Genomic DNA, 21,220 nt, shown 5'->3' with positions numbered 1-21,220 from the left:
CCGGGCACCCTCCAGGTGCCCGGCCCCGGGGCGTATCCCGTTCCCGTCCCGTATCCCGCTGACACCGACACCGACACCGACACCGAGTCCGACACCGACCGCAACACCGATCCCGACCGCGACACCGACCGCAACACCGACACCGACCGCAACACCGATTCCGACCGCGACACCGACACCCTGTGGGGGACCCGACCATGACACGCCTCGCCCGAGCGAGATCACTCCCGGCGCTGCTGCTGTGCTGCGCCCTGCTCATGGGCGCGGCCGCCGCCGTGCTCGGCGCCGCGGCCACCGCGAGCGCGGCAGGCCGGCTCGGCGATCTGACCCTCGGCCGGACCACCGGCAGCATCACGGACAACCCGCTCGTCCCACGGGTCACCACAGACACCGCGTGCCCGGAGGGGCAGGGCGGCGCCGTACGGCTCAGTGTGATCCACCCGACGGACAGTGCGGCGACCCCGGCCCCGGTGGGCAACGCGACGACGGGAGGATACGACGCCGGGCCCATCGACACCGAGATGCCGGAGAACTTCCTCACCCTCTTCGACGCCCTCACCGGGTGGTACGGCGACGAGCCCCATGAAGGCACGTACGAGCTGCGGCTGAACTGCGTCAACATCCTCGACCCGAACGTGCCCCCGGCCTTCTTCACCACGAACATCGAGGTCACCGGCGACACCTGGGCGCTGGCCGCGGCCGAGACGACCAGCGTGGAGCTGACGGCCGCCCCGGAGGACCACCCTGTCGTGGGCAGCGAGGTGACGGTCACGGTGAAGGTGACCCCCGACACCGCGGCCGGTGAGGTGGCGCTCACCTCCGAGCGCACCGGTGAGGAGCCGGTCGCACTCGGCGCGCAGGCGGTCGAGAACGGTACCGCCGTGTTCAAGACGACCGCCCTGCCCCAGGGCGTCCAGAACATCCACGCCCAGTTCACCCCCGCGGATCCCGACGCGTACGCCGGTTCGAGCAACACCATCAACGGCTATACGGTCGACCAGGCCGGCACCCCGCCGGGCGGTTCGCCCAGCGACTCCGAGCCGCCCACCGGCGAGCCCAGCGAGCCCGCCGACCTCGATGTGGTGGACGCGGACGGCAACCCGCTCGAAGCGAACCCGAACCTGGAAGCCGGCCAGAAGGTGACGATCACCGCGCGCGGTTACGCCAAGGACGCGACCGTGAAGGTCACGCTGGCCGAGAGCGACGCGCCCTTCGAGGACGCCACGGCGGACGCCGACGGCACCGTCCAGGCGTACGCGTTCACCGTCCCGGCGGAACTCGCCGACGGCGACCATGTGCTGACGCTCGCCGAGGACAAGGCGGACGGCCACAGCGTCGCCTTCGCGTTCACCACGGGCGAGATCACGGAGCCCACCCCCGAGCCCAGCGACTCCTCGGGCGCGGACGGCGGCGCGGCGGCGGGCACCTCCGGTGGCGACACGGGCGGTGACTCCGGCGCGGTGGCCGGTGGCGGCGCGGTCGGCGGCAGCGGGGGCGGCTCCGGCGATGGCGGCTCCCTCGCCTCGACGGGCACCGGCGTCGCCTCGATCGCCCTCGCCTCCTTGGCGCTGTGCTTCGTGGGCGCCGCGTTCGTGGTCGGCGCGCGCCGCAGGGGCCTGCTGACCTTCGCCACGCCTTCGGGCACGCCGGGCGACTGACGCCGACGGTCCCGGGCGCCACTCCACGTCCACCCACCCTCACCCGGCACTCCCACTCTCCCTTCTTTCCCGATTCAGCAAGCGAGGAGCGCAGCCACCGTGGCCGTTCTGACACCGCCGCCGTCCGCCCCCTCACCGCCCGCCGGATCCGGGGGGCGCGAGAAGCCCGCGGGCGAGCGGGGACCCCAACGGGCCCCCGCCCGCCCGGGGCTGGCGCTGGCCGGGGCCGCGCTGTGCGTCCTCGCCGCCGTACTGCTCGGCTTCGCCGCGAACCTCACCGTTGTCGGACATCTCCAGCACGCCCGCGATCAGCAGGTGGCCTACGACGAGCTGCGCGAGCAACTCGCCGAGGGCACCGCACCGGTGGGCCCGCTCGACAACGACGGCGGGGCACTCGCCCTGGGCGCCCCCGTCGCGCTGCTGGACATCCCCGCCCTCGGTGTCCACGAGGTCGTCGGCGAGGGCACCACGTCCGGTGTGCTGATGTCCGGCCCCGGTCACCGGCGGGACACCGCACTGCCCGGCCAGCCGGGCACGGCGGTGATCATGGGCAGGCAGTGGGGGTACGGAAGCCCGTTCTCCCGTCTCGACCGGCTCCCCGACAACGCCACGATCACCCTGATGACGGGGCAGGGCAAGGCGGAGTACCGGGTCACCGGCAGCCGGCGCGCCGGTGATGAACTGCCCACGCCCAGCGGCGGCCGGAACCAGGGCCGGCTCACCCTCATCACCGCCACCGGCGCCCCGTACACCCCCTCTGGGGTGCTGCGTGTGGACGCCGAACTGACCACGCCCGTACAGCCCAGCCCGCCACGCGAGCGCCGTGCCGGATGGATCGGTCCCGCGGAAGAGGCGCTGAACGGCGACGGCGGCGCCTGGCTCGCCGTCTTCCTGTGGACCCAGGGGCTCTTTCTCGCCGCGCTCCTCGCCGCCTGGGCACACCGGGTATGGGGCCGCTGGCAGACCTGGATCTGCGCCGTGCCCGTCCTGGCCGCACTGGGTCTCGCCGTCTCCGGCGCCGCCACCCGCCTTCTGCCGAATCTGCTCTGACCGAAAGGGAGTTGCCCACCATGACGGTGACGCCGCCGCCCCAGCTCGCCGACACCCTGGTCCAGCCCGCGGTGGGCGGCGACACCGCCGCCACACTGCGGGCCGATTCCGTCTCCGCGTGGTTCGGCGACCACAAGGTGCTCGACCGGGTCTCGCTGACCATGCCCGCGCACGAGGTCACCGCGCTGATCGGCCCCTCGGGCTGCGGCAAGTCGACCTTCCTGCGCATTCTCAACCGCATGCACGAACTGATCCCGGCCGCCGCTCTCGCCGGACGCGTGCTCCTCGACGAGGGAGACATCTACGACCGCGGACGGCGCATCACCCATGCCCGTCGCCAGATCGGCATGGTCTTCCAGAAGCCCAACCCGTTTCCCGCCATGTCGCTGTACGACAACGTCCTGGCCGGGCTGAAGCTGAACGGCATCAAGGCGGGGCGGGACAGCAAGGACGACCTCGTCGAGGAGTGCCTCACCAAGGCCGGGCTCTGGCGCGAGGTCAAGGACAGGCTGCGCCAGCCGGGCGGCGCGCTCTCCGGCGGCCAGCAGCAGCGGCTGTGCATCGCGCGGTCACTGGCGGTGCGGCCGCGGGTGCTGCTGATGGACGAGCCGTGCTCGGCGCTCGACCCGACCTCGACGCGGCGCATCGAGGAGACGATCGCCGAACTGAAGACGGAGGTGACGATCGTCATCGTCACGCACAACATGCAGCAGGCCGCGCGCGTCTCCGACTCCTGTGCCTTCTTCCTCGCGGAGCAGGGGACACCCGGGGTGATCGTCGAACACGGCGACACGGACGCGATGTTCAACGCGCCCCGGGACACCAGGACCGCCGACTACGTCAACGGCCGGTTCGGCTGAGCGGGAACGGAACCGGAAGCGGGAACGACACCGGGATCGACACCGGGATCGACACCGGCAGTGGGAGGCGGCCGGCACGCCGGCCGCCTCCCGAAGGCAGCGGTCAGCCGCGCCCGGTCAGCCGCAGAACTCCGCCTCGACGACCTTCCCGGTGTCACCCGCCCAGTCCGCGTTGAAGTTGAAGGCGATCGAGTGGCTTCCGTCGCGGGTCATCGCGACCGCGGACACCGAGCCGCGCGTATCGCCGCTGTGGCCCCAGATCTCCACACCGCACGGCAGTTCCTGGCGGAGCAGACCCAGACCGTAGCCGTACGCGGCCGGTACGCCGGTGCCCATGCCGACGGTGTCCATCATCGCGCCGAGCTGCTCCGCCGGAAGCAACTCGCCCCGGAGCAGCGCGCGGTAGAAGCGTTGCAGATCGGCCGAGTCGGAGATCATCGACCCTGACGCCCCCGCGACCGTCGGGTTCAGCTCGGTCACATCGTGGATCTCCGCGGCGGGATCCGGCGACAGCAGCTTCGAGTAGGCGCGGCCCGAAGGGCGGGGCATCCGTACATCGGTCCGCGGCGCGCTGGTGGCACGCAGTCCCAGCGGGCGCAGGATACGGCGCTCGATCTCGGTGCCGTACGGGCGTCCCGTCACCCTCTCCACGATCATCCCGGCGAGGATGTAGTTGGTGTTGGAGTAACGGAAGCCGGAACCGGGTGCGAAGTAGGGCGGATGACTCATGGCGAGAGCGATCAACTGCTCCGGCTGCCACGTGTCATAACGGTGTGTCAGGAAACCGTCCCCGGCGACCTTCTGGCGGAACTCCGGGTCCGAGTTGTAGTTGTAGATCCCGCTGGTGTGATTGAGCAGCCGGCGCACGGTGACGGTGCGCCCGTCGTGGCCATTGCCCCGTACCACCCCCGGCAGCCAGGTCTCGACGGTGTCGTCCAGGTCGAGACGGCCCACGGCCTCCAGCTGGAGCAGCACGGTGGCGACGAAGGTCTTGGTGACCGAGGCGACGCGGTATCTGTCCCGGGGCAGCCGCTCGCGGCCGGTGGTACGGTCCGCGACTCCGGCGGCGCCGTTCCAGACACCGCCGTGGTCCGTCACCCGCGCCAGTGCGCCGGGGACGCCGTCCCCGACGGCGGCGTCCAACTGCCGCTGGGTGGCCTGGTGACCTCCCGAAGCGGTCGAAGCGACCGAAGCGGCCGAAGCGGCCACGGCGGGCCCGGTGAGCGCGGTACTCACCAGAGCGGCCGCGGCCAGCGCGCCCGTCCACGCGCGACGCGCGCCGCCGCGGTGCGCCCGTTTCGTACGTATGGCCATGTGAACTCCCCTGTCAGTGCGTACGTTCGCCGGACAGACGCGCGTGCCGCGCCGAAGGTTCTCGGATGGCTGAGAGTTGATCCGTTTCCGGTCTTCCCGGGTCCGGGCCGTGTCAAAGTGTGAGCCCACCGCACTGGAGGCCGATGGTGACGTTTGAGATTGTGACCGCGAACGCAGACGACATCGAACAGCTCGGTACCTGGGCGGACGAGGAAGGGTGGAATCCAGGTGAGTCCGACAGGCACTCCTTCTTCCCGGCCGATCCGGGCGGCTTTATCTTCGGACGCCTGAACGGAGAGGCCGTCGCCTCTGTTTCCGCCGTGCGCTACGGCACCGGTTTCGGATTCATCGGTTTCTACATCACCCGGCCCGCCGTGCGCGGACAGGGGTACGGAATCCAGGTCTGGCGGGCGGCCATGGCACGGCTGGCCGGCCGGAACGTAGGGCTCGACGGCGTGATCGACCAGCAGGAGAACTACCGCAGGTCCGGCTTCCGGAAGGCCTGGAACAATATCCGTTACGAAGGCGTCCCGACGGCCACCGGAATTCCGGACGGAATCGGACTGACCGACGCCCGCCGGATCTCCTTCGACCAACTCGCCGCCTATGACCGGCGATTCTTTCCGGCGGAGCGCGACGCCTTCCTCGCCTCGTGGATCGGGCTGCCCGACCGTACGAGCCTCGCCGCCGTGCACGACGGCGAACTGCGCGGCTTCGCGGCCATCCGCCCCTGTAGCGGAGCCTCCCGCATCGGACCGCTCTACGCCGCGTCCCCGGAGATCGCCGCCGCGCTGCTGAGCGGGCTGGCCGCGACCGTCCCCGGGGCACCCGTGGCGATCGACATCCCGGATATCAACGCGCCGTCCGTCCGGCTCGCGGAAGAACTCGGACTGACACCCTCCTTCGAGGCCGCGCGCATGTATACCGGCCCTGTCCCCGAAATGGATCTACCGGGTCTGTACGCCGTCACCAGCCTTGAGCTCGGATAATTCCCGGGCACTGGCCTCATCGCCTGTCCGGGATTAGATTGGTTGAGGTCAAGCAAGTAAATCCGTCGATGGCGTGCGACGGGAGTTTCGCGCGCGACGGGAGTGATGCCCAGTGCGGTGGACAGTCGCGAAACCGGCCGGCTCAGAGGCCGACACCGACCCTGAGCCGGGACCGCACTACAAGTGGATCGCCCTGTCCAACACCACGCTCGGCGTACTGATCGCGACGATCAATATGTCGATTCTGCTGATCGCGCTGCCCGACATCTTCCGCGGAATCGGCGTGGATCCGCTCCAGCCCGGCAATACCAGTCTGCTGCTGTGGCTGATCATGAGCTATCTGGTGGTGACCGCCGTGCTGGTGGTCAGCTTCGGACGGCTGGGCGACATGTACGGCCGGGTCCGTATGTACAACCTGGGATTCGCGGTCTTCACCGTGTTCTCCGTACTGCTCTCGGTGACCTGGCTGCACGGCACGGCGGGCGCGCTGTGGCTGATCGGGATGCGCGTCCTCCAGGGCGTCGGCGGCGCGATGCTGATGGCGAACTCCAACGCCATCCTCACCGACGCCTTCCCCACCCATCAGCGCGGGCTCGCCCTGGGGCTGAACCAGGTGGCGGGCATCGCCGGATCCTTCATCGGGCTGATCCTCGGCGGTCTGCTCGGGCCCGTCGACTGGCATCTGGTGTTCCTGGTGTCCGTGCCGATCGGCCTGTTCGGCACCGTATGGGCGTACCTCAAACTGCGGGACACCGGCATCCGCGCCCCGGCCCGGCTGGACTGGTGGGGCAATCTCACCTTCGCCATCGGTCTGATCGCCGTCCTGTCCGGCATCACCTACGGAATCCAGCCCTACGGCGGCCACACCATGGGCTGGTCCAACCCCTGGGTGATCACCGCGATCGCCGGGGGACTGGCGATGCTGGCGGTGTTCTGTGTGGTGGAGACGAGGGTCGCCGAGCCGATGTTCCACCTGGCGCTGTTCCGGATCCGCGCGTTCACCGCGGGGAACGTGGCCAGCCTGCTCGCGTCCCTGGGCCGCGGCGGACTGATGTTCATCCTGATCATCTGGCTCCAGGGGATCTGGCTGCCCCGGCACGGCTACAGCTTCGAGCAGACCCCCCTCTGGGCCGGTATCTACATGCTTCCCCTGACCATCGGATTCCTGATCGCGGGCCCCTTCTCCGGCTGGGCCTCCGACCGGTTCGGCGCGCGGACCTTCGCCACCGGCGGCATGCTGCTGGCCGCGGGCACGTTCGTCGCGCTGAAGGAACTCCCGGTCGACTTCGGCTATCCGATGTTCGCCCTGATCCTGCTGCTGAACGGGCTGGCCATGGGGCTGTTCGCGTCGCCCAACCGGGCGGCCGTCATGAACAGCCTGCCGCCCGACCAGCGCGGGGTGGGCGCCGGGATCAGCACCACCTTCCAGAACTCCGCCACAGTGCTCTCCATCGGCGTCTTCTTCTCCCTGATGATCGCGGGCCTCGCCGGGGCGCTGCCCGGGGCCCTCACCCATGGTCTGACCGCCCAGGGCGTGCCCGCGGCCGACGCGGCGAGGGTCGCCGCGCTGCCGCCGGTCGGCGTGCTGTTCGCCTCGCTCCTGGGATACAACCCGGTTCAGACACTGCTCGGGCCCCATGTGCTCGCCCAGCTGCCGGCCGGACACGCCGACTATCTGACGGGGCGCGCCTTCTTCCCGGCGCTGATCTCCCAGCCGTTCGCCGACGGCCTCTCCGTCGCCTTCGACTTCGCGATCGCCGCCTGCCTGGTCGCGGCCGTCGCCTCGCTGCTCCGGGGCGGACGCTACGTCCACGGGGACCGGTCCCAGGCCGCGACTCCCGCCGAGGCGGGACGGCAGCGGGACCCCTCGGCCTCGTCGGTCTCGTCGGTCTTGCCGGGCTCAGCGCCGCCGCCGTCCGCGCAATCGTCCGGGCAATCGTCCCAGCGGCCGTACGCGCGGCCGTCCCCCGGACCCCCGCCGCCGCCCTCGTCCGAGGGGCCGTGATGACCGAACCCGCGCCCGCCCCCGCCCCAGACCCCGCTGAGGTCGCCGAGACAGCTGAGACCGCCGAGATCGCCGGACGGCTCCGGCTGGCGATCCAGCACCTCCTTCCCGTGCTGCGTGCCCGGAGCGCCCCCGGCGACCTCACCCCCAGCCGGCAGGCCGCCCTGGCCGCGCTCGCGGCCCATGGCCCGCTGCGCATCAGCGAGCTGGCCGCCCGCATGGGCATCGCCCTGTCCACCGCCTCCCGCATGGTGGATCTGCTCGACAGCACCGGCTGGATCGCACGGCATCCCGATCCACAGGACCAGCGCGCCAGCCTGGTCGCCCTCAGCCGTGCGGGCGGGGCCGTACTGGAGGCCAGGCGCCGCGAGACCGCCGCACGCCTCGCCGAGCGGATCGCCCTGCTCACGGACGGGGAGCAACGGGCCCTGTACGCCGCGCTGCCCGCGCTCGAGGCCCTGTCCGAGCGTGCCGCGACGTACCCCGGCGAACTGCCCCGAGGCATCTGACCAGGGAGGAGAACGCGGTCCGCCGGGGAGACGCGACCGCGCACAGGCCGGATCCCCTCGGACCCGGGGCCCTGATGTCACAGGGGCATCCGGCCGGTGCGCGGTGCGCGGTGCCGTGCGGTGGCTCAGCGCACCACATCAGCTCACGGCATCAGGCGACAGCGATCAGGTAACCGCATCAGGCGACAGCGTCGGATCACCACGTCGGATCACCACGTCGGATCACCGCGCCAGATCACCGGATCAGACGTTGGGCACCTTGAGCTTGTCCCAGCTCGTCTTGCCCGGCACACCGTCGGCGTCGCTCCCCGAGTAGCCGAGCTTGCGCTGCCAGGCCGAGTACGACTTGCGGTCGGCCTCGGTCCATTCCGGCCCCGGGCCCACCTCGTACCGTCCGCACCCCTCCGCGACCAGCCGCTTGCCCATCGCCGTGATCACGGCGCTGCGCCGGCCGACCGCGAAGAACGCGGCCCCGGGGAACGGTTCGAGCTTCGCCGGGGGTTTGGGCGGCGGAGTCGAGGGGCCGTCCGGCTTGCCGCCGAGCCGGTCGCCTATTCGCTGGCGCATCGAGTCCATCGTGAAACCGCGCGGGTCGATCTTCCCCGGCTGCCACTCCTTATGACCGATCACCGAGCGCTGAGTCCAGCCGTGTGCCCGGCAGATGGCCGCCGCGGCCTTCTCTATCGCCTCCAACTGGGCGGCCGGCCACGGGTCCTTGCCGTCGCCCAGGTTGACGCACTCGAAGCCGTAGAAGTAGCGGTTGCCGTCGGTGTTGGCCTCGTTGTCGGCGGGCAGCCCCGACTCGTTGATCACCGCGCGCAGTACGTCGTCGTCGCCGAGCCCGGCGTGGTTGGCCCGGCCGTTGCCGACCAGGTAGACCGTGCCGTCCTTGGCGATCACACCGTGGCACAGCGGGCCCGGCAGGCTCGAATGGCCGTTGTAGCAGAGCTCCACGGAACTCTGCGTACCCGACGTCACGGTGTGATGGACCATCACCCCGTGCATCGGCCCCCACGGACCCTTGTGGTTGCGGTTGTGCGTGCGCCAGCTCCGGTGCTCGACGACGCGCAGACCTTCGTTACGGAGTACTTGCAGCAGTTTGGTGGCGGACAGAGGTGTTGCCATCGTGGCACTCCTTCGTTTTTCTGACGTCCAGTCAGTTTTCTTTCTCTTCCTCGCTGTTCTGTTCCCCGCTGGGCTGTTCCGACGCAGACCCCGCCGTGCCGTCCGCCGCGGCCAGTTCGGCGGCGACGGCCTCTTCCTCGGCCGCCGTCTCCGCCGCCAGGTCGGCTTCGTCCGCCGCGGGGATCGCGGTGGCCAGCGGAGCGAACGCCAGCCGCAGATCGGCGGCGGACCCTTCGCCGAACACCCAGGCGAGCGGCGCGTAGTGGTACTGGACCCCGCTGGGGGCGCGGAGCAGCGGCCTGCGGGCCGCGTCCCTGGGCCACTCCACATCGCCGGTGGCGGTACGCGCGGGAACGGTCCAGAAGTCGCCGGAGCGATACGTCCTCCCCGGCTCGAAGTAGACGAGAACGCCGTCCTCCAGCGGCAGCCAGCCGCCCTCCTCGATCCGCAGCGCGCCGTCGCGCGGCTTCGCGGCGCCCCGCTTCGTACGGCCCGACTGGCCCGTGCCACCGCTCTGGTGCGATGCGGGCCGGTGGTCCCAGCGGCGCAGGAACGGGTGCAGCTCGGGCCGGCGTCCCACCGAAGGGTCCGGTTCGGCGGAGAGCCGTACGCGCCGTCCCGGCAGGTCGACCTCCTCCACCCTGAGCAGCGGCAGCGGCTCGCCCCCGCTCAGATACGCGGTGTCGGCGAACTCGACCTGGTCGCCGACGTTCAGATCGAGCTTGTCGTCACCGCCGAGCGAGGCAAGCTCCACCCACGTACCGTCGAGTCCGTCGACCGGGAAGGTCACCGAACCGTTCTCCCTGGACCACTTGAACGTCGCGTCCTTCGCCGCCCCGCCCTGATGGATCTCCACCCGGTACAGCTGGTTCTCCGGGCCCCGGTACCGCGCGTCCGGCTTCACCAGGCACGGGTCCTCGTCCGCGTGCTCGGGCCGCCGGCCGCGCGCCGCCATCCGTGCCGTCGGCGCCTGGGCCGCCACCCACGTGGTGAACGCCGCGCGGGCCTGCTCCTGCGGCGTTCCGTCCGCCGGATCCAGCTCCAGCCGCTCGCCCGGAAGCGGCAGCACCTGCCAGACGACCCTGAGCCTGGCCGCCGTGTCGGGCATCGCCGAGCCCAGCGCGACCTCCCGCAGCAGCGGGTCCTCGGCCGCCGTGACCGAACGCTCCCATACCTTCAGATAGGCCAGGTAGGGGAATTGGGTGGGCAGCCGGTCGCCGGGCCGCTCCGGGTCGCGATAGGCGTCGGGCTGGTCCCAGTATGTCCAGGTGGCCGGTGCTTCCGGCGCCGCCGGAGCGTCCTGGTCACCGTCCTCGGCCGGGGCCGCGTCATCGTCGACGGGCACGCCGGGCGCCGGACGTGTCGCGTCCACCAGGATGCCGTCCACGTAGTAACGGCCGCCCGCGATGGACAGATCGTCCAGCTCCCGGCCGCCGCCCACGAAACCCAGCGCGAATCCCGTGGCACCGCGCGGACCGCCGTGCCGCCCGATCAGATCGGCGGCGAGGGTACGGGCCTGGTGCAGCTGGATCGCGGCCTGTTCGTTGGCGTCCGCGTCGAGCTGGACGCGTCCCTGCTGGGCGATCACCGCCGAGTAGTGCCGGTCGGGCCGGAAGGTGTTGCGGGAGATATCTGCGTGCATGGGAAGGGGTCCCCCTCGGAAGTTCGGCATTCGGTCGCGCGGGCTACGGGGTTGCTGCACAGGGCACATGGAGGAAGGAGGGCTCACGTCACGGTGACGATCCCCGCGTCGGTACCGGCCGGGGTGTACTCGGCGAGCCGCGCCCGCAGACTGTCCAGGCGCTGCGGCTCGTAGAGATCGTGGAAGGCGCCCATCTCGGAGCCGTCCTCGGCGCCCCGCTTGATCTCCTCCGCACCCCCGGCCGCCAACTGCCCGTACGCGGGCGTGCCGTACCGCTCACTGGTGAACAACGGCCGTACCCGCGCGGCCTCTTCGCCGCCCACCAGGTCCGGCTGGCAGCGATGGCGGCGCGGAGTGCGCGAACCGGGCGGTACGTACGAGAACCGCACGCACCCGACGCCCCGCCTGGCCACTCGCAGCGCCCCGGTGAAGACGGAGTTCTCGGCGATCGCCACCGCGTGCGTGTGGACCTCCCCGATGACGGTGGTGCGGTGCGCGTGCAGTACGGCGTGGGCGTGCCGGCAGTCCGGGGCGGACAGGGCCGCCCTGTCATGGCCGGTGGCGTCCAGGACACTGTCGCGGATATGGAGGGGCAGCGGGTCGTGCCCCACCTCGTCGCCGATCACCTCGATGGTGCCGAGGACACACCGTTCGATCTCCACGCACGCGGTGGTCCTGTCCAGCACCAGACTCGGTTCCTCGGGGGAGTGCGGCGCGCAGTGCGGCTCCAGCGACCAGCCGGGTACGAGCGTGCAGTGCCGCAGCACGACCGCGCCCATGGGACCGGCGACATGGAGCCCGCGCCCGGTGATCAGCAGACCGTCCAGCACGATACGGGGAGCCGGGCCCGCGTCCTCCTGCCCGTCGCCGTCCCGCGTCCGGCCTTCCTCCCGCGCCCGGATGTTGAGCGCGTCCGGCCGGTTGCTGTACCAGTCGAGCAGCCGGATCACCGGCCGGGTGCCCTCGGCCGCCCGCACCTCCAGCCGGTCGCCGGGCTCCAGATCGAAGTCCAGCTGTTCCTGGTAGGCGCCGCTGTGCGTGATCTCGATCAGCCCGTCGGGCCCGCAGTGTCCGGCCCGCCGGTCCGAGCGCCACTGCCCGTACGCGTCCATGATCCGCTGGTACGGCCGGCCGGGGCCCACCCGGTAGACCGCCGCGGACGCCGGTGTCTCCCGGTCGCGCGGGTACTCACCGCCGCCCGTGTCGTCCGCGAACGCGTGGTGGTAGGTGACCCAGACGCCCTGGCGCGGCGCGGAGCGCGGGCCGAAGGCGATCCGGCCCAGCTCCGGATCGACGGCGACCTGTCCGCGCTTGGGCCGGTAGCGCCAGTCCGTCAGATCCGCCACCACGAGATCCGCCGGCGCCACCGGCTCGTCCTGGCCGTCGCGCCACACCGTGAAACTCCTGCCGGGACCGTAGTGGTCCGCGAGCCGGTCGGCGAGCTGCCTGCGGCGGATGAAGGCGGGGACGTTGTCGATGGTCGCGACATGGGTGGCCGAGGGCTCCGGCACCGGCCTGGTGACCAGCGGGGTGTCATTGCCCAGGATCGAGAACGTGTAGAGGTGACGGGCCCGGTCGACGCAGTACGCGGGCGCCTTGGTCAGGTGGTACGGCTTCAGCCGCCACACGAACAGGCCGACCCCCGCCGGGGAGTGGCCGCCCGGCGTACGCGCGGAACCGGCCCGCCGTACGTCCACCGACCGCGCGACCGTGCCGAACGGGCCGCCCGCGAGATCCAGCGCCGCGCCCTCCCGTACGTCCACGAGCCGGCCGCGTTCCCGCCGGCGCGCGTTCACGGCCGCCGTCCCCGATCCGTACAGCCTGACCGGCTGATGGTGCGCGAGGAGCCGGGAGAACTCCACGGCCCGCGCGGGCAGGCCCGCCACGTCCTCGGCCAGCTCCTCCAGCAGCGCCAGGGTGCCCTTGCGCCGCCGGTTGGCGACGGTCGCGGCGACATCGCCGCGCGGCGCCAGGGCCTCGGCGAGCCGGTCGCGCGCCTCCTCGGCGCTCCCGCCGCTCTCCAGCCCCTCCGCGAGCATCCGCTCGTAGCCGGGCAGCGGGGTGTAGCCGACCAGATCGCCGAGATACGGCAGCACCCAGGGCGCCGCGGTCTCCACGAACCAGTCCTCATAGCTCTGTTCGACCCCGTCGCGGACCCGGTCGACCTGCTCGGCGATCACCGCGAGCAGCGCGCGCAGCGGCTCCCCGCCCTCGGCGTCGCGCAGCCGGTGCCACTGCGGGAGCATCTCCGCGAGCCCGTCCGGTTCCCTGCTCATGCGGTGACCTCCGTCAGAATCAGCGTGTCGGCGACATGCGGTGACAACAGGGCGAGCTGGGCCGGCCTGATGCCCCGGAAGACACACACCGCCCGGCCCTTCGCGAGCCGCCGTGTATCGGTGATGTCCGGGTTCAGCCGCAGCAGTCCGGCCAGTGGGATGCCGTACCGGCCGGCGATCCGGGTGAGCGTCTCGCCGTCCTGCCCGGTGACCACGTGCACGTCCTCGTCGTACGTGGCGAGCCGCGCCGGGACCGTCTGGCGCGGCCGGTCCGGCAGCGCCGCGAGGGCGATCAGCTCCTCCGGAGTGACCGACGCCGGTACCCCGGTGAAGACATCGACATCCACATAGTCCACACCGGGCACCCGGTGCGCCGTCGCCAGTACGTCCGAGAGCCGGGCCGGTTGACCCAACTCCCTTCGCCCGCTGCCGAATTCATTCAGCAGTGCCTGGCGCAGCCGGGGTTCGACCACGCTCCAGGTGTGATCACGCGCCACCTTCACCCGCGCGGCGAGCAGCAGCAGCACCAACTCGCGTACGTCCACCCGCACGGGCAGGCGCGAGTCGCCGTAGCGGGCGAGCGAGGACCGAAGGGCGCCCAGCACCTCGGAGTCCTCGGCGATCGCGATGTCATCGACCCCGGCGACCGTCATATGCAGCACCCGACGCCGTCCGTCGAAGATCTCGCGGGCGGCGGCCCGGCCGATGCCCGCCCGGGAGCGGGCGAAGTCCTCGTAGTCCCTGATGGACACGAGCCGGTCCAGAGCGGAGACCGCGAGCGGGATCGTGCGCCGGGTCAGACCGGGACCGTCGGCGTCCGCGCCGCCCGTGGCGGGCTGCGGATTGGTGACGGCCGTGATGCCCAGCGGCCGGGTGACGGCCTGGGTGATCCGGTCCGCTGCGACGTTGGCGGCGCTGCCGGTGCCGAAGCGGTACCGGGCCCGTACGTTCTCGTGCCCGGAGGGCAGCCGGGCGCCGGACACCCCGTCGCCGAAGGTCACCGTCGTCCGCCCGTCCGCGGCCGTGCCGGTGACATACACCCGGTCGCTCGGACCCCGTCCGGCCAGGCTGTCCACCGCGTGCCAGAGCAGACCGTCGACCCGTACCTCAAGGGTGGGCGTGGCGCCCAGCGGATTGTCGGCCGGCAGCCAGGTCAGCGGTGACTGCCAGAGAGCGAACGTCTGGTTGATCCGGCCGGCGTCGCCGCTGCCGATCGGCTCGTCGCGGCTCTCGCCGTGCGACGCGGGCACCACATTGCCCCGGACCCGCACCGTGTCACGGCGGTAGCGGTGGGCCAGGTCCGTGGTGAGCGTGAGCTTCGTATGGACATGGTCACCGGGCAGCCGGGGGTCCAGCGCCTGCTCCACCGCCGCGATCACGGCCAGTTCGGTGCCCCGCACCCCGGCCGTGTGCGGGATGTCGGTGCGCTCGCCCGACACGATCAGATACCGTCCCGGCAGCAACCCGTCGTACAGCTCGGCCAGTTCGAGTTCATTGCCGTGGACATCCTCGCCCAGTGGTTCGTCGGCGAGCCGCAGCGCCTCACCGCCCGCGTGCACGGTGGTGTCACGGATCGTGGAGAGCAGCACGTCGTGCTCGTCCAGCCAGGGGTCGGCGAGCGTCAGTTCGGTGCCCCGGCCGGTGATGCCGTAGTTGGTGTACGCGGCGGTGCGTACGGCGGTCACGCGGGTGGTCAGGAACGCGAGCTTCTTGTCGCCCGGGATCCCGTCGGGACCCTCGGCGCCCTTGCGGGGCCGCTCGACCGCGACCCAGCTGCCGACCGTGATGCCCTCCTGCACGGAATCGAGCGGCAGGACATGGCGGTTGGCCTGCTCGGGAACGGTCGCGAGACCGATCTCGACGTTCGCGGGCTCGCTGCCGACGGTGTACCGCACGGTCAGCTCCAGGCCCGCGTGGGTGACCTGCTTGTGCTCTCCGGGAGCGAGCCACCACTCCTGGGCCTCGCCGTTGTGCACGGCGACATGGACCCGGCCGTCCTCGCCCGGCCGGGAGACGAAGAGTGTCCGCTCGGGAAGACCGGGCAGCAACTGGGCGGTCACGCCCGGCTCCTGGGAGTCGGCCGGGCGCCGGGACAGCCAGCTCAGATCGCGGTCCTGGGCGGTACGCGTCACCAGCGAGACCCGGCCGGGCGCCAGATCGAAGGTGATCTCGGCGGGCAGATTCTCCGACCGCTGAACGGACGAGCCGGTCTCCGTGTGCTGGAACTCGGCGCGTACCGGCACCCGGCCCGCGGCGTCGTACACGATCCGCATGGTGGTGAGGGACGAGCCGCCCAGCGGCCAGTCGGTCTGCCGGATGACCCGCCCGCGCTCGTCCTGGACGGGCTTGAGCGGCGCCGTCGCCCCGAACGGAGCCCCGGTCACCCGCATCGCCTGAAGCTCGCGCAGCAGCGCGGGCACGGCCGGGGCGGCGTTGCGCCACGCCGTGTACATCCCGTCCGCGATGCGCGGGTCGAGAGCGGAGAGCAGCCGCGCGCCGAGGTCGGAGCCCTGTGCGAAGAGCCGCGCCGGGTCGTGCGACAGCGCGCGTGCCCCGGACGGCGGTTTGACGACCCGGGAACGCAGCGCGGGCAGTATGGCGCCGAGCGCCCGCATGGCGGGGGAGTCCGCCGCCCCGGCGTGCGCGGGTGTGTGTACGGGTGTGCTCGCCGTGGCGTTCGTGGTGGCGCTTAAGGGGGCGTCCGCGGGGGCCGGTGGCACGGGCTGCGAGGGCTCCAACCCGGCCGCCCGCTCCATCAGTTCGCCGACCACGGCCTCCAGCTGCTCGAACCAGGCCACGACCTCCTCGTACGGAGCCGCCACGGCCTGCGCCTCGGCCAGCCGCTCACGCGGATCCGCGAGCCGCCGGGCGAACGCCGCCGGGGACGCGATGCCGTCCAGATCGGCGCGCAGCGGCGCCAGCACCTGCGTGTCGAACTCCTCGATGATCAGGCTGACGGGGCGCGGATTGGGGTTCTCGGGGGTGGGATCGCCCTCCTCCGACTCCCGCCCGTCCTCGGTGATCCACTCGCGCAGCTCCGCCACCAGCTCGGCGAGCGACGGCGGCGCGGACTGCGGCAGCCCGATCGCCGTCACCTCGTCGTCCCGGTCGATCCGGACCCGCGCGACCGGCAGCAGCAGCCGCTGCCCGGCCGTCTCCGCGTCCGCGCCGAAGACGAACAGCAGTTTGTCACCGGTCCGGAGCGAGACGGCCGTTCCGGACACCTGGATCTCGGACCGCTCGCGCAGATCGTCCGGGGTGAGCAGGGCGGGCCGGCGCCGGCGTACCGCCAGCTCGTTCCACGCCCACCTGGCCGTCAGGTCCTCACTGGTCTCGAACGTCCGCGACTCCTCGTCCGCCGAGGCGGGCACGCTGTTGCTGCGCGCGCCGCGCGGGATCAGCACCGGCAGGTCCGCGGCGCGCGGATCGCGGTCCAGGGTGTACACGAGATGGGTGTCGGCGGCGATACCGGGCCGTGGCCGGTGCCCGACCAGCCGCCCCAGCAGGGCCAGCGACCGGTACTCACGTGCCGTACGGAGATACCCCTCCTCGGCGATCCGCTCGGAGTGGAACGTGAGGAGATCACCGACGACCGCCCAGGAGTCGAGCAGCCCGATCGCCGGGTCGTCCGGGGTACGGACGGTCAGCCCGCGCAGCGCGGGGTAGGCGGGGGAGGACAGCCGGTCGAGCATGGCCGCGAGGAACGTACCGTACTCACCGACCCGGTAGTCGAGGGCCGTCCGGCCCGGCGGGTTGTACAGCGGCGGGGGCGCGTGGCGCTCGTCGTGCCCACCGCAGCCGCAGCCGCAGGTGCGGGTGTCGCTCATCGTGCGCCTCCGGTCAGTTCGATGGACAGCCGGCCGTTCTCGGGCCGGTCGGGGTCGTTGTCGCACCGCGCGATCTCCAGCGGGCCGAGCCGCAGCACGCCTTCCTCCAGTGCGGTGTCGTCGTCCGGGCCCTCGTCGAAGAGCCGGATCAGCCGAGTCACTCGTACGCTCTCCACGCCCTGGACGGCCGCCGCGACGGCCACCAGCCTGCTGAGCCGCACCGGTTCGCCGAAGGTCAGCGCGTCGGGGTGGAAGAAGCCGAGCCGGCCGCCCGACAGCCGCCGGCTGCCCAGCAGCCGGTACAGCTCGGCCAGGATCTGCCCGTGCTGATGGCCGGGCGCGGCACACACCGTGAGAGCGATGTCCAGCGGCACGTTCCTGGCGGGGCCGACGACCAGGTCATGGCCGATCCGGCGGTAGCTCTCCAGGGCGTACGACACCGAGTCGAGCAGCTCGGGGGAGGGATCGCCGGTCCCCAGCGCGTCGACGGCGACCTGCGCCTCCTGGACACTGCCCGTCCAGCGGATCTCCGCCGCCGCGCGCCGCACCCCGGGGAGCCCCGTCGCCAGCGCCGCGTAGTCCTCGGCGGTGACGGCGCGCAGCCGCGAGCGCTTGAGGTCGAGCGGCGCCAACTGGCGCACCTGATCGATGGGTTCGGGCTCCGTACCGCCGACGGCCGGCAGCGGATTGCGCACCCCCGCCACCGGCATCGGCTCCCCGGCGTCGGACGCGTCGGGATCACGGCTCAGCACCAGATGGTTGATGGCCTCCGCGCCGACATTGCCCGCCGTGCCACCGCCGAGCCGGTAGTGCAGCTCCAGCCGGGCACCCGGTCGCGGTCGCGCACCGTACCGGCCGTCGCCGAACCGCAGGGCGATCCGCCCGTCGTCCTCCAGCTCACCGACGAAGTGCCGGTCGCGCGGGCCGCTGGAGAGCAGATCCCGCCGGGGCGCCCAGGACGTGTCGCCGTCCGTGACACGCACCGCGGGCAGCGCGGCCCGAGGATCCTGTACGAGGGCCGCGGCGGGCCCGCGCAGTACCGCCTCACCGGGATGCAGTCCGACCGCGTACGCCGGGCCCCAACTGTGCGCGATCTCCCAGGCGATGGTGCCGTCGAGCACCGTGCCCGCGCGCGCCCGCGCGCCCAGAACTTCGAGCCGCCGCAGCTTCGCGGCGAGCAAACGCTCGCTGCGGTGCAGCAACTCGCGCAGCGCGCGCACCGGATGGCGCCGCAGCTCAAGACGTTCCAGCACCCGCAGCCCGAACAGCACGGTCAGCTCGTTGATCTCACGGTCCGCCAGTCCGTCGTGGTCGCGGGCACTGCGCCACAGCTCCACCAGCCGCTCCCGCACCCGGCCCCCGATCGCCGCCAGCCTGTCGGCCTGTCCGGCCGAGACATGCCGGGGCTCCGGGAACGGTACGGACTGGGCGACGGGGGAGCGGTCGAGCACCGGCCGGAAGCGCGGCCGGATGCCCGGATAGACGACCTGCGCCAGCAGGGTCGCCAGCGCCTCCGCCTGGGCGTACGCGGTGCCGGGGACGACCTTCTCCCGTCGGCGCCCCGCCAGCTCCAGCGTGAGCCCCGCGCGTACCGTCGCATTCTCACCGACGACGGTGAACAGCTCGCGGACCTGATCGGCCGTCAGCGAACGTCCACAATGCGCCTGTTCGATACGGGTGTTGATGAGCGCGGCCGTCGCGTTCCCGGCGTCCCCGTCCCAGCAGCCGAAGCCCGACGGCGCACAGGAACCGAGGACGGCGGGCGCCGGCGGGACGGTGACCGTCTGGGCCGCGCCGCCGTGGAAGGTCAGCGAACGGCCGTGGTCGACGAGCACGACGTTCCCGCGCGCCACGCTCACATCCTCGACCGGCCCGCAGCCGGGACCGCCGCGTGTGGACAGACAGAAGGGGAAGGCGAGCGCGTCCTCCCGCGCCCAGGTGACCTCCAGGACGGGCTGGTCCGCCAGCCGGTCCACGCCCGGGGTGACGGAGGTGAGGCGTACGGCCTGCCGGTGCGCCGGATCGGCGTCGCCGGGCGTACCGGAGCGCGGCCCCCGTACCTCCTCGATCAGCAGCAGATCGCCCGGCGACAGCTCCAGCGTCCGGGACACACACTCCTTGTCCGCCGACTCCTTGTCCGCCCACTCGTCGCGGAGCGTGGCGGCGGTGGCTCCCCTGGGCAGCGCGCACACCTCCTCGCCCCAGGTCCAGAAGCGGATGGTGTGGTGTTCGGGGGAGAGGACCAACGGCTCCTCGGCGACGACCGGTTCGAAGACCTCCACGGAACCACGTTCGCCCAGCACGGCCAGATCCCGGTCGTCGATGACCGTACCGATCTCGGGCCGGTCACGCGGCGCCGGCGTACGGACGTCGACGGCGGCGAAGCGGAACGTACCGGGCGGCAGTGTCAGCCGGCGCGCGGTCTCGACCGTGACGAACGCGCGGGCGTTGACCCCGTCGTGCATCGGATAGTCGATGAGCCGCACATGGCGGCGTACGGACACCCGGCGCCGCGCCGTGTCGAGATACGCCTCGGTCGCGACCGCGTCCTGCTGATGGCTGATCAGATCCGCGGTGTGCGCGATGAGTTCGACCAGGGTGGTGCCGAGATCGGCGGCGTTGCGCTCGACCCAGCCCGGGGTGGTCAGCGCCAGCCGGTCCAGAATCAGCCGGCGGATCGTGTCGTAGTCGCGCGCTGTGTAGTCGATGACGGGTGCGGGTGCGGGTGCGGGTGCGGGTGCGGTCGTGTGCGGGGGCGCCGCCCCGTCGGCCCGCTCGTCCTTCTCGCGGTCGAAGGGGGTGGGACAGTCCGCCCGGAAGTCGAGGCCGGCCCGGAAGTACCGCTGGTCGAAGCCCGGGAACGGCTCGGTGCCCGGCCGTCCGTACGGATCCGTCCCGACCACCGAGAGCCGGTAGCGGGAGGTGTCACCGGTGCGGTCGAGCGTGACGAACAGCCGGTCGTCCAGCTCCGGGTCCTCCTCGCGCTCCACCGACACCTCGACAGCCTCGATGCCGGTGATCCGCCGGCCGCCGTCGATCCTGATGTTCTCCGGGCAGAGCCCGTGGGGCGCCTTGCCGAGGAACGTGACGGTCAGAGTCAGCCCGTCGTCACCGACCTCGACCGCGTCCACACCACCGAGCCGCGCGGCCCGTACCTTCGTACGCCTGCCGTCCGTACGGCAGACCAGCTGATCGCTCGGCTCGCTCATACCGGGCCGCTCCCCTCGAACACCTCGTCGCGGCGGCTCGCGGTGGAGCGCACCACATAGCGCAGATACACCCGCACCACGTTCTCCTCGCTCACCACGTCCAGCGCCTCCACCTCGATCAGTTCGCCCAGCCAGCGCTGGAGCGACGCCTGCACGGACAGCTCCAGGGCGGAGGCCAGTTCCGGGCTGTTGGGTGTGAAGACCAGATCGAGCAGACCGCAGCCGAAGTCGGGGCGCATCACGCGCTCGCCGGGGCTGGTGAAGAGCAACTGCTCGATCAGATCCCGCACATGGTCGTCGTAGTCGGCGTGCGCGGTGCGCCCGCGCCGGTCGGTACGGAAGGGAAAAGCGATGTCGCTCCTCATCGGCTGGTCACCCCCCGGGTCACGGGGGTGATCACCGGCGGTCCCTGCGGTACCAGCGCGGCGCTGAAGCAGAGCGCGGACGTGCTGTCGAGCAGGGCGGGCACGCCGTCGATCAGCACACCGCCGCGCTCGGGCGTCCAGCGGACCGTGACACACGGATGGGGGACCCCGTCGATGTGGTGCGGGCAGCCGGTGACGGTGAAGACATCGGTGGCGGTGGGTACCGGCAGGCCGTCGATCCGTACACCGGACGACCGGGCGGAGGCGGGTACGACACGGCCGCCGTGCGGACAGCTGATCGTGGACCCACCGTTCACAACATTCCCGGACAACAGACCTCTCCCCGTTCTGTTCGTCTTCGTTTTCGTCGTCGTCGTCGTGATCGTCGTTG

At 71.9% G+C, this 21,220-nt stretch carries 15 protein-coding genes; 7 read left to right on the top strand and 8 right to left on the bottom strand.

Annotated features, from left to right (window positions below; translation table 11 throughout):
- Positions 1 to 15: 15 nt before the first annotated feature.
- The 4 genes from CU044_RS39020 to CU044_RS07920 all read left to right on the top strand — a co-directional run bounded on the left by CU044_RS39020 (position 16) and on the right by CU044_RS07920 (position 3,568).
- A complete protein-coding gene (locus tag CU044_RS39020; RefSeq protein WP_193563899.1) occupies positions 16 to 201 on the top strand; it encodes a hypothetical protein in 186 nt (61 codons plus the stop codon).
- Positions 198 to 1,658 (top strand): Ig-like domain-containing protein, encoded by a 1,461-nt coding sequence (locus tag CU044_RS07930; protein WP_129767723.1) that lies wholly within the window; start codon positions 198 to 200, stop codon positions 1,656 to 1,658. The genes CU044_RS39020 and CU044_RS07930 overlap by 4 nt, the downstream gene beginning before the upstream one ends.
- A 99-nt stretch (positions 1,659 to 1,757) precedes the next feature.
- Positions 1,758 to 2,708 (top strand): class E sortase, encoded by a 951-nt coding sequence (locus tag CU044_RS07925; protein ID WP_205124057.1) that lies wholly within the window; start codon positions 1,758 to 1,760, stop codon positions 2,706 to 2,708.
- A gap of 20 nt (positions 2,709 to 2,728) precedes the next feature.
- Positions 2,729 to 3,568: a phosphate ABC transporter ATP-binding protein gene (locus tag CU044_RS07920; RefSeq protein ID WP_129767722.1), complete on the top strand. Its 840-nt coding sequence runs from the start codon at positions 2,729 to 2,731 to the stop codon at positions 3,566 to 3,568.
- 117 nt (positions 3,569 to 3,685) lie between these two features.
- Here the strand turns inward: CU044_RS07920 and CU044_RS07915 are convergent, their stop codons facing one another.
- The gene (locus CU044_RS07915; RefSeq protein WP_129767721.1) at positions 3,686 to 4,882 is read right to left on the bottom strand and encodes a serine hydrolase domain-containing protein; all 1,197 of its coding nucleotides are present in this window, start codon (positions 4,880 to 4,882) and stop codon (positions 3,686 to 3,688) included.
- Between the two features lie 143 nt (positions 4,883 to 5,025).
- Here CU044_RS07915 and CU044_RS07910 point away from each other — a divergent pair, with 143 nt between their 5' ends.
- From CU044_RS07910 to CU044_RS07900, 3 genes are all read left to right on the top strand, one after another.
- A complete protein-coding gene (locus CU044_RS07910; RefSeq protein WP_129767720.1) occupies positions 5,026 to 5,871 on the top strand; it encodes a GNAT family N-acetyltransferase in 846 nt (281 codons plus the stop codon).
- Positions 5,872 to 6,106: 235 nt separating this feature from the next.
- Positions 6,107 to 7,876 (top strand): MFS transporter, encoded by a 1,770-nt coding sequence (locus tag CU044_RS07905; protein WP_240045429.1) that lies wholly within the window; start codon positions 6,107 to 6,109, stop codon positions 7,874 to 7,876.
- The gene (locus CU044_RS07900) at positions 7,876 to 8,385 is read left to right on the top strand and encodes a MarR family transcriptional regulator (RefSeq protein WP_129767718.1); all 510 of its coding nucleotides are present in this window, start codon (positions 7,876 to 7,878) and stop codon (positions 8,383 to 8,385) included. The genes CU044_RS07905 and CU044_RS07900 overlap by 1 nt, the downstream gene beginning before the upstream one ends.
- Before the next feature lie 243 nt (positions 8,386 to 8,628).
- Here CU044_RS07900 and CU044_RS07895 read toward each other — a convergent pair whose 3' ends face one another.
- The 7 genes from CU044_RS07895 to CU044_RS07865 form a co-directional block, all read right to left on the bottom strand.
- On the bottom strand, positions 8,629 to 9,510 hold the full coding sequence (locus CU044_RS07895) for a peptidoglycan-binding protein (protein ID WP_129767717.1): 882 nt from the start codon (positions 9,508 to 9,510) through the stop codon (positions 8,629 to 8,631).
- Between the two features lie 31 nt (positions 9,511 to 9,541).
- Positions 9,542 to 11,152: a DUF6519 domain-containing protein gene (locus tag CU044_RS07890; RefSeq protein WP_129767716.1), complete on the bottom strand. Its 1,611-nt coding sequence runs from the start codon at positions 11,150 to 11,152 to the stop codon at positions 9,542 to 9,544.
- An 83-nt stretch (positions 11,153 to 11,235) separates the two neighbouring features.
- Positions 11,236 to 13,428: a hypothetical protein gene (locus tag CU044_RS07885; protein ID WP_129767715.1), complete on the bottom strand. Its 2,193-nt coding sequence runs from the start codon at positions 13,426 to 13,428 to the stop codon at positions 11,236 to 11,238.
- Positions 13,425 to 17,255, bottom strand: coding sequence for a putative baseplate assembly protein (locus CU044_RS07880; protein WP_129767714.1), 3,831 nt, complete (start codon positions 17,253 to 17,255; stop codon positions 13,425 to 13,427). The genes CU044_RS07885 and CU044_RS07880 overlap by 4 nt, the downstream gene beginning before the upstream one ends.
- Positions 17,252 to 20,464: a putative baseplate assembly protein gene (locus CU044_RS07875; RefSeq protein ID WP_129767713.1), complete on the bottom strand. Its 3,213-nt coding sequence runs from the start codon at positions 20,462 to 20,464 to the stop codon at positions 17,252 to 17,254. Before CU044_RS07875 ends, CU044_RS07880 begins: the two co-directional genes overlap by 4 nt.
- Positions 20,461 to 20,829, bottom strand: a complete 369-nt coding sequence (locus tag CU044_RS07870; protein WP_030352222.1) for a GPW/gp25 family protein — start codon at positions 20,827 to 20,829, stop codon at positions 20,461 to 20,463. The genes CU044_RS07875 and CU044_RS07870 overlap by 4 nt, the downstream gene beginning before the upstream one ends.
- On the bottom strand, positions 20,826 to 21,161 hold the full coding sequence (locus tag CU044_RS07865; protein WP_129767712.1) for a hypothetical protein: 336 nt from the start codon (positions 21,159 to 21,161) through the stop codon (positions 20,826 to 20,828). Before CU044_RS07865 ends, CU044_RS07870 begins: the two co-directional genes overlap by 4 nt.
- Positions 21,162 to 21,220 lie beyond the last annotated feature (59 nt).

It is taken from the genome of Streptomyces sp. L-9-10, from assembly GCF_004151105.1.
Taxonomy (GTDB): domain Bacteria; phylum Actinomycetota; class Actinomycetes; order Streptomycetales; family Streptomycetaceae; genus Streptomyces.
The sequence above is the reverse complement of the archived record's forward strand: the minus strand, read 5'-3'. Positions and strand labels throughout refer to the sequence as shown.

Coding starts and splice junctions, on each gene's coding strand:
- CU044_RS07880 (WP_129767714.1), bottom strand. CDS start 17,255: ATGAGCGACACCCGCACCTGCGGCTGCGGCTGCGGTGGGCACGACGAG.
- CU044_RS07895 (WP_129767717.1), bottom strand. CDS start 9,510: ATGGCAACACCTCTGTCCGCCACCAAACTGCTGCAAGTACTCCGTAAC.
- CU044_RS07900 (WP_129767718.1), top strand. CDS start 7,876: ATGACCGAACCCGCGCCCGCCCCCGCCCCAGACCCCGCTGAGGTCGCC.
- CU044_RS07915 (WP_129767721.1), bottom strand. CDS start 4,882: ATGGCCATACGTACGAAACGGGCGCACCGCGGCGGCGCGCGTCGCGCG.
- CU044_RS07930 (WP_129767723.1), top strand. CDS start 198: ATGACACGCCTCGCCCGAGCGAGATCACTCCCGGCGCTGCTGCTGTGC.
- CU044_RS07920 (WP_129767722.1), top strand. CDS start 2,729: ATGACGGTGACGCCGCCGCCCCAGCTCGCCGACACCCTGGTCCAGCCC.
- CU044_RS07890 (WP_129767716.1), bottom strand. CDS start 11,152: ATGCACGCAGATATCTCCCGCAACACCTTCCGGCCCGACCGGCACTAC.
- CU044_RS07910 (WP_129767720.1), top strand. CDS start 5,026: ATGGTGACGTTTGAGATTGTGACCGCGAACGCAGACGACATCGAACAG.
- CU044_RS07875 (WP_129767713.1), bottom strand. CDS start 20,464: ATGAGCGAGCCGAGCGATCAGCTGGTCTGCCGTACGGACGGCAGGCGT.
- CU044_RS07870 (WP_030352222.1), bottom strand. CDS start 20,829: ATGAGGAGCGACATCGCTTTTCCCTTCCGTACCGACCGGCGCGGGCGC.
- CU044_RS07905 (WP_240045429.1), top strand. CDS start 6,107: ATGTCGATTCTGCTGATCGCGCTGCCCGACATCTTCCGCGGAATCGGC.
- CU044_RS07885 (WP_129767715.1), bottom strand. CDS start 13,428: ATGAGCAGGGAACCGGACGGGCTCGCGGAGATGCTCCCGCAGTGGCAC.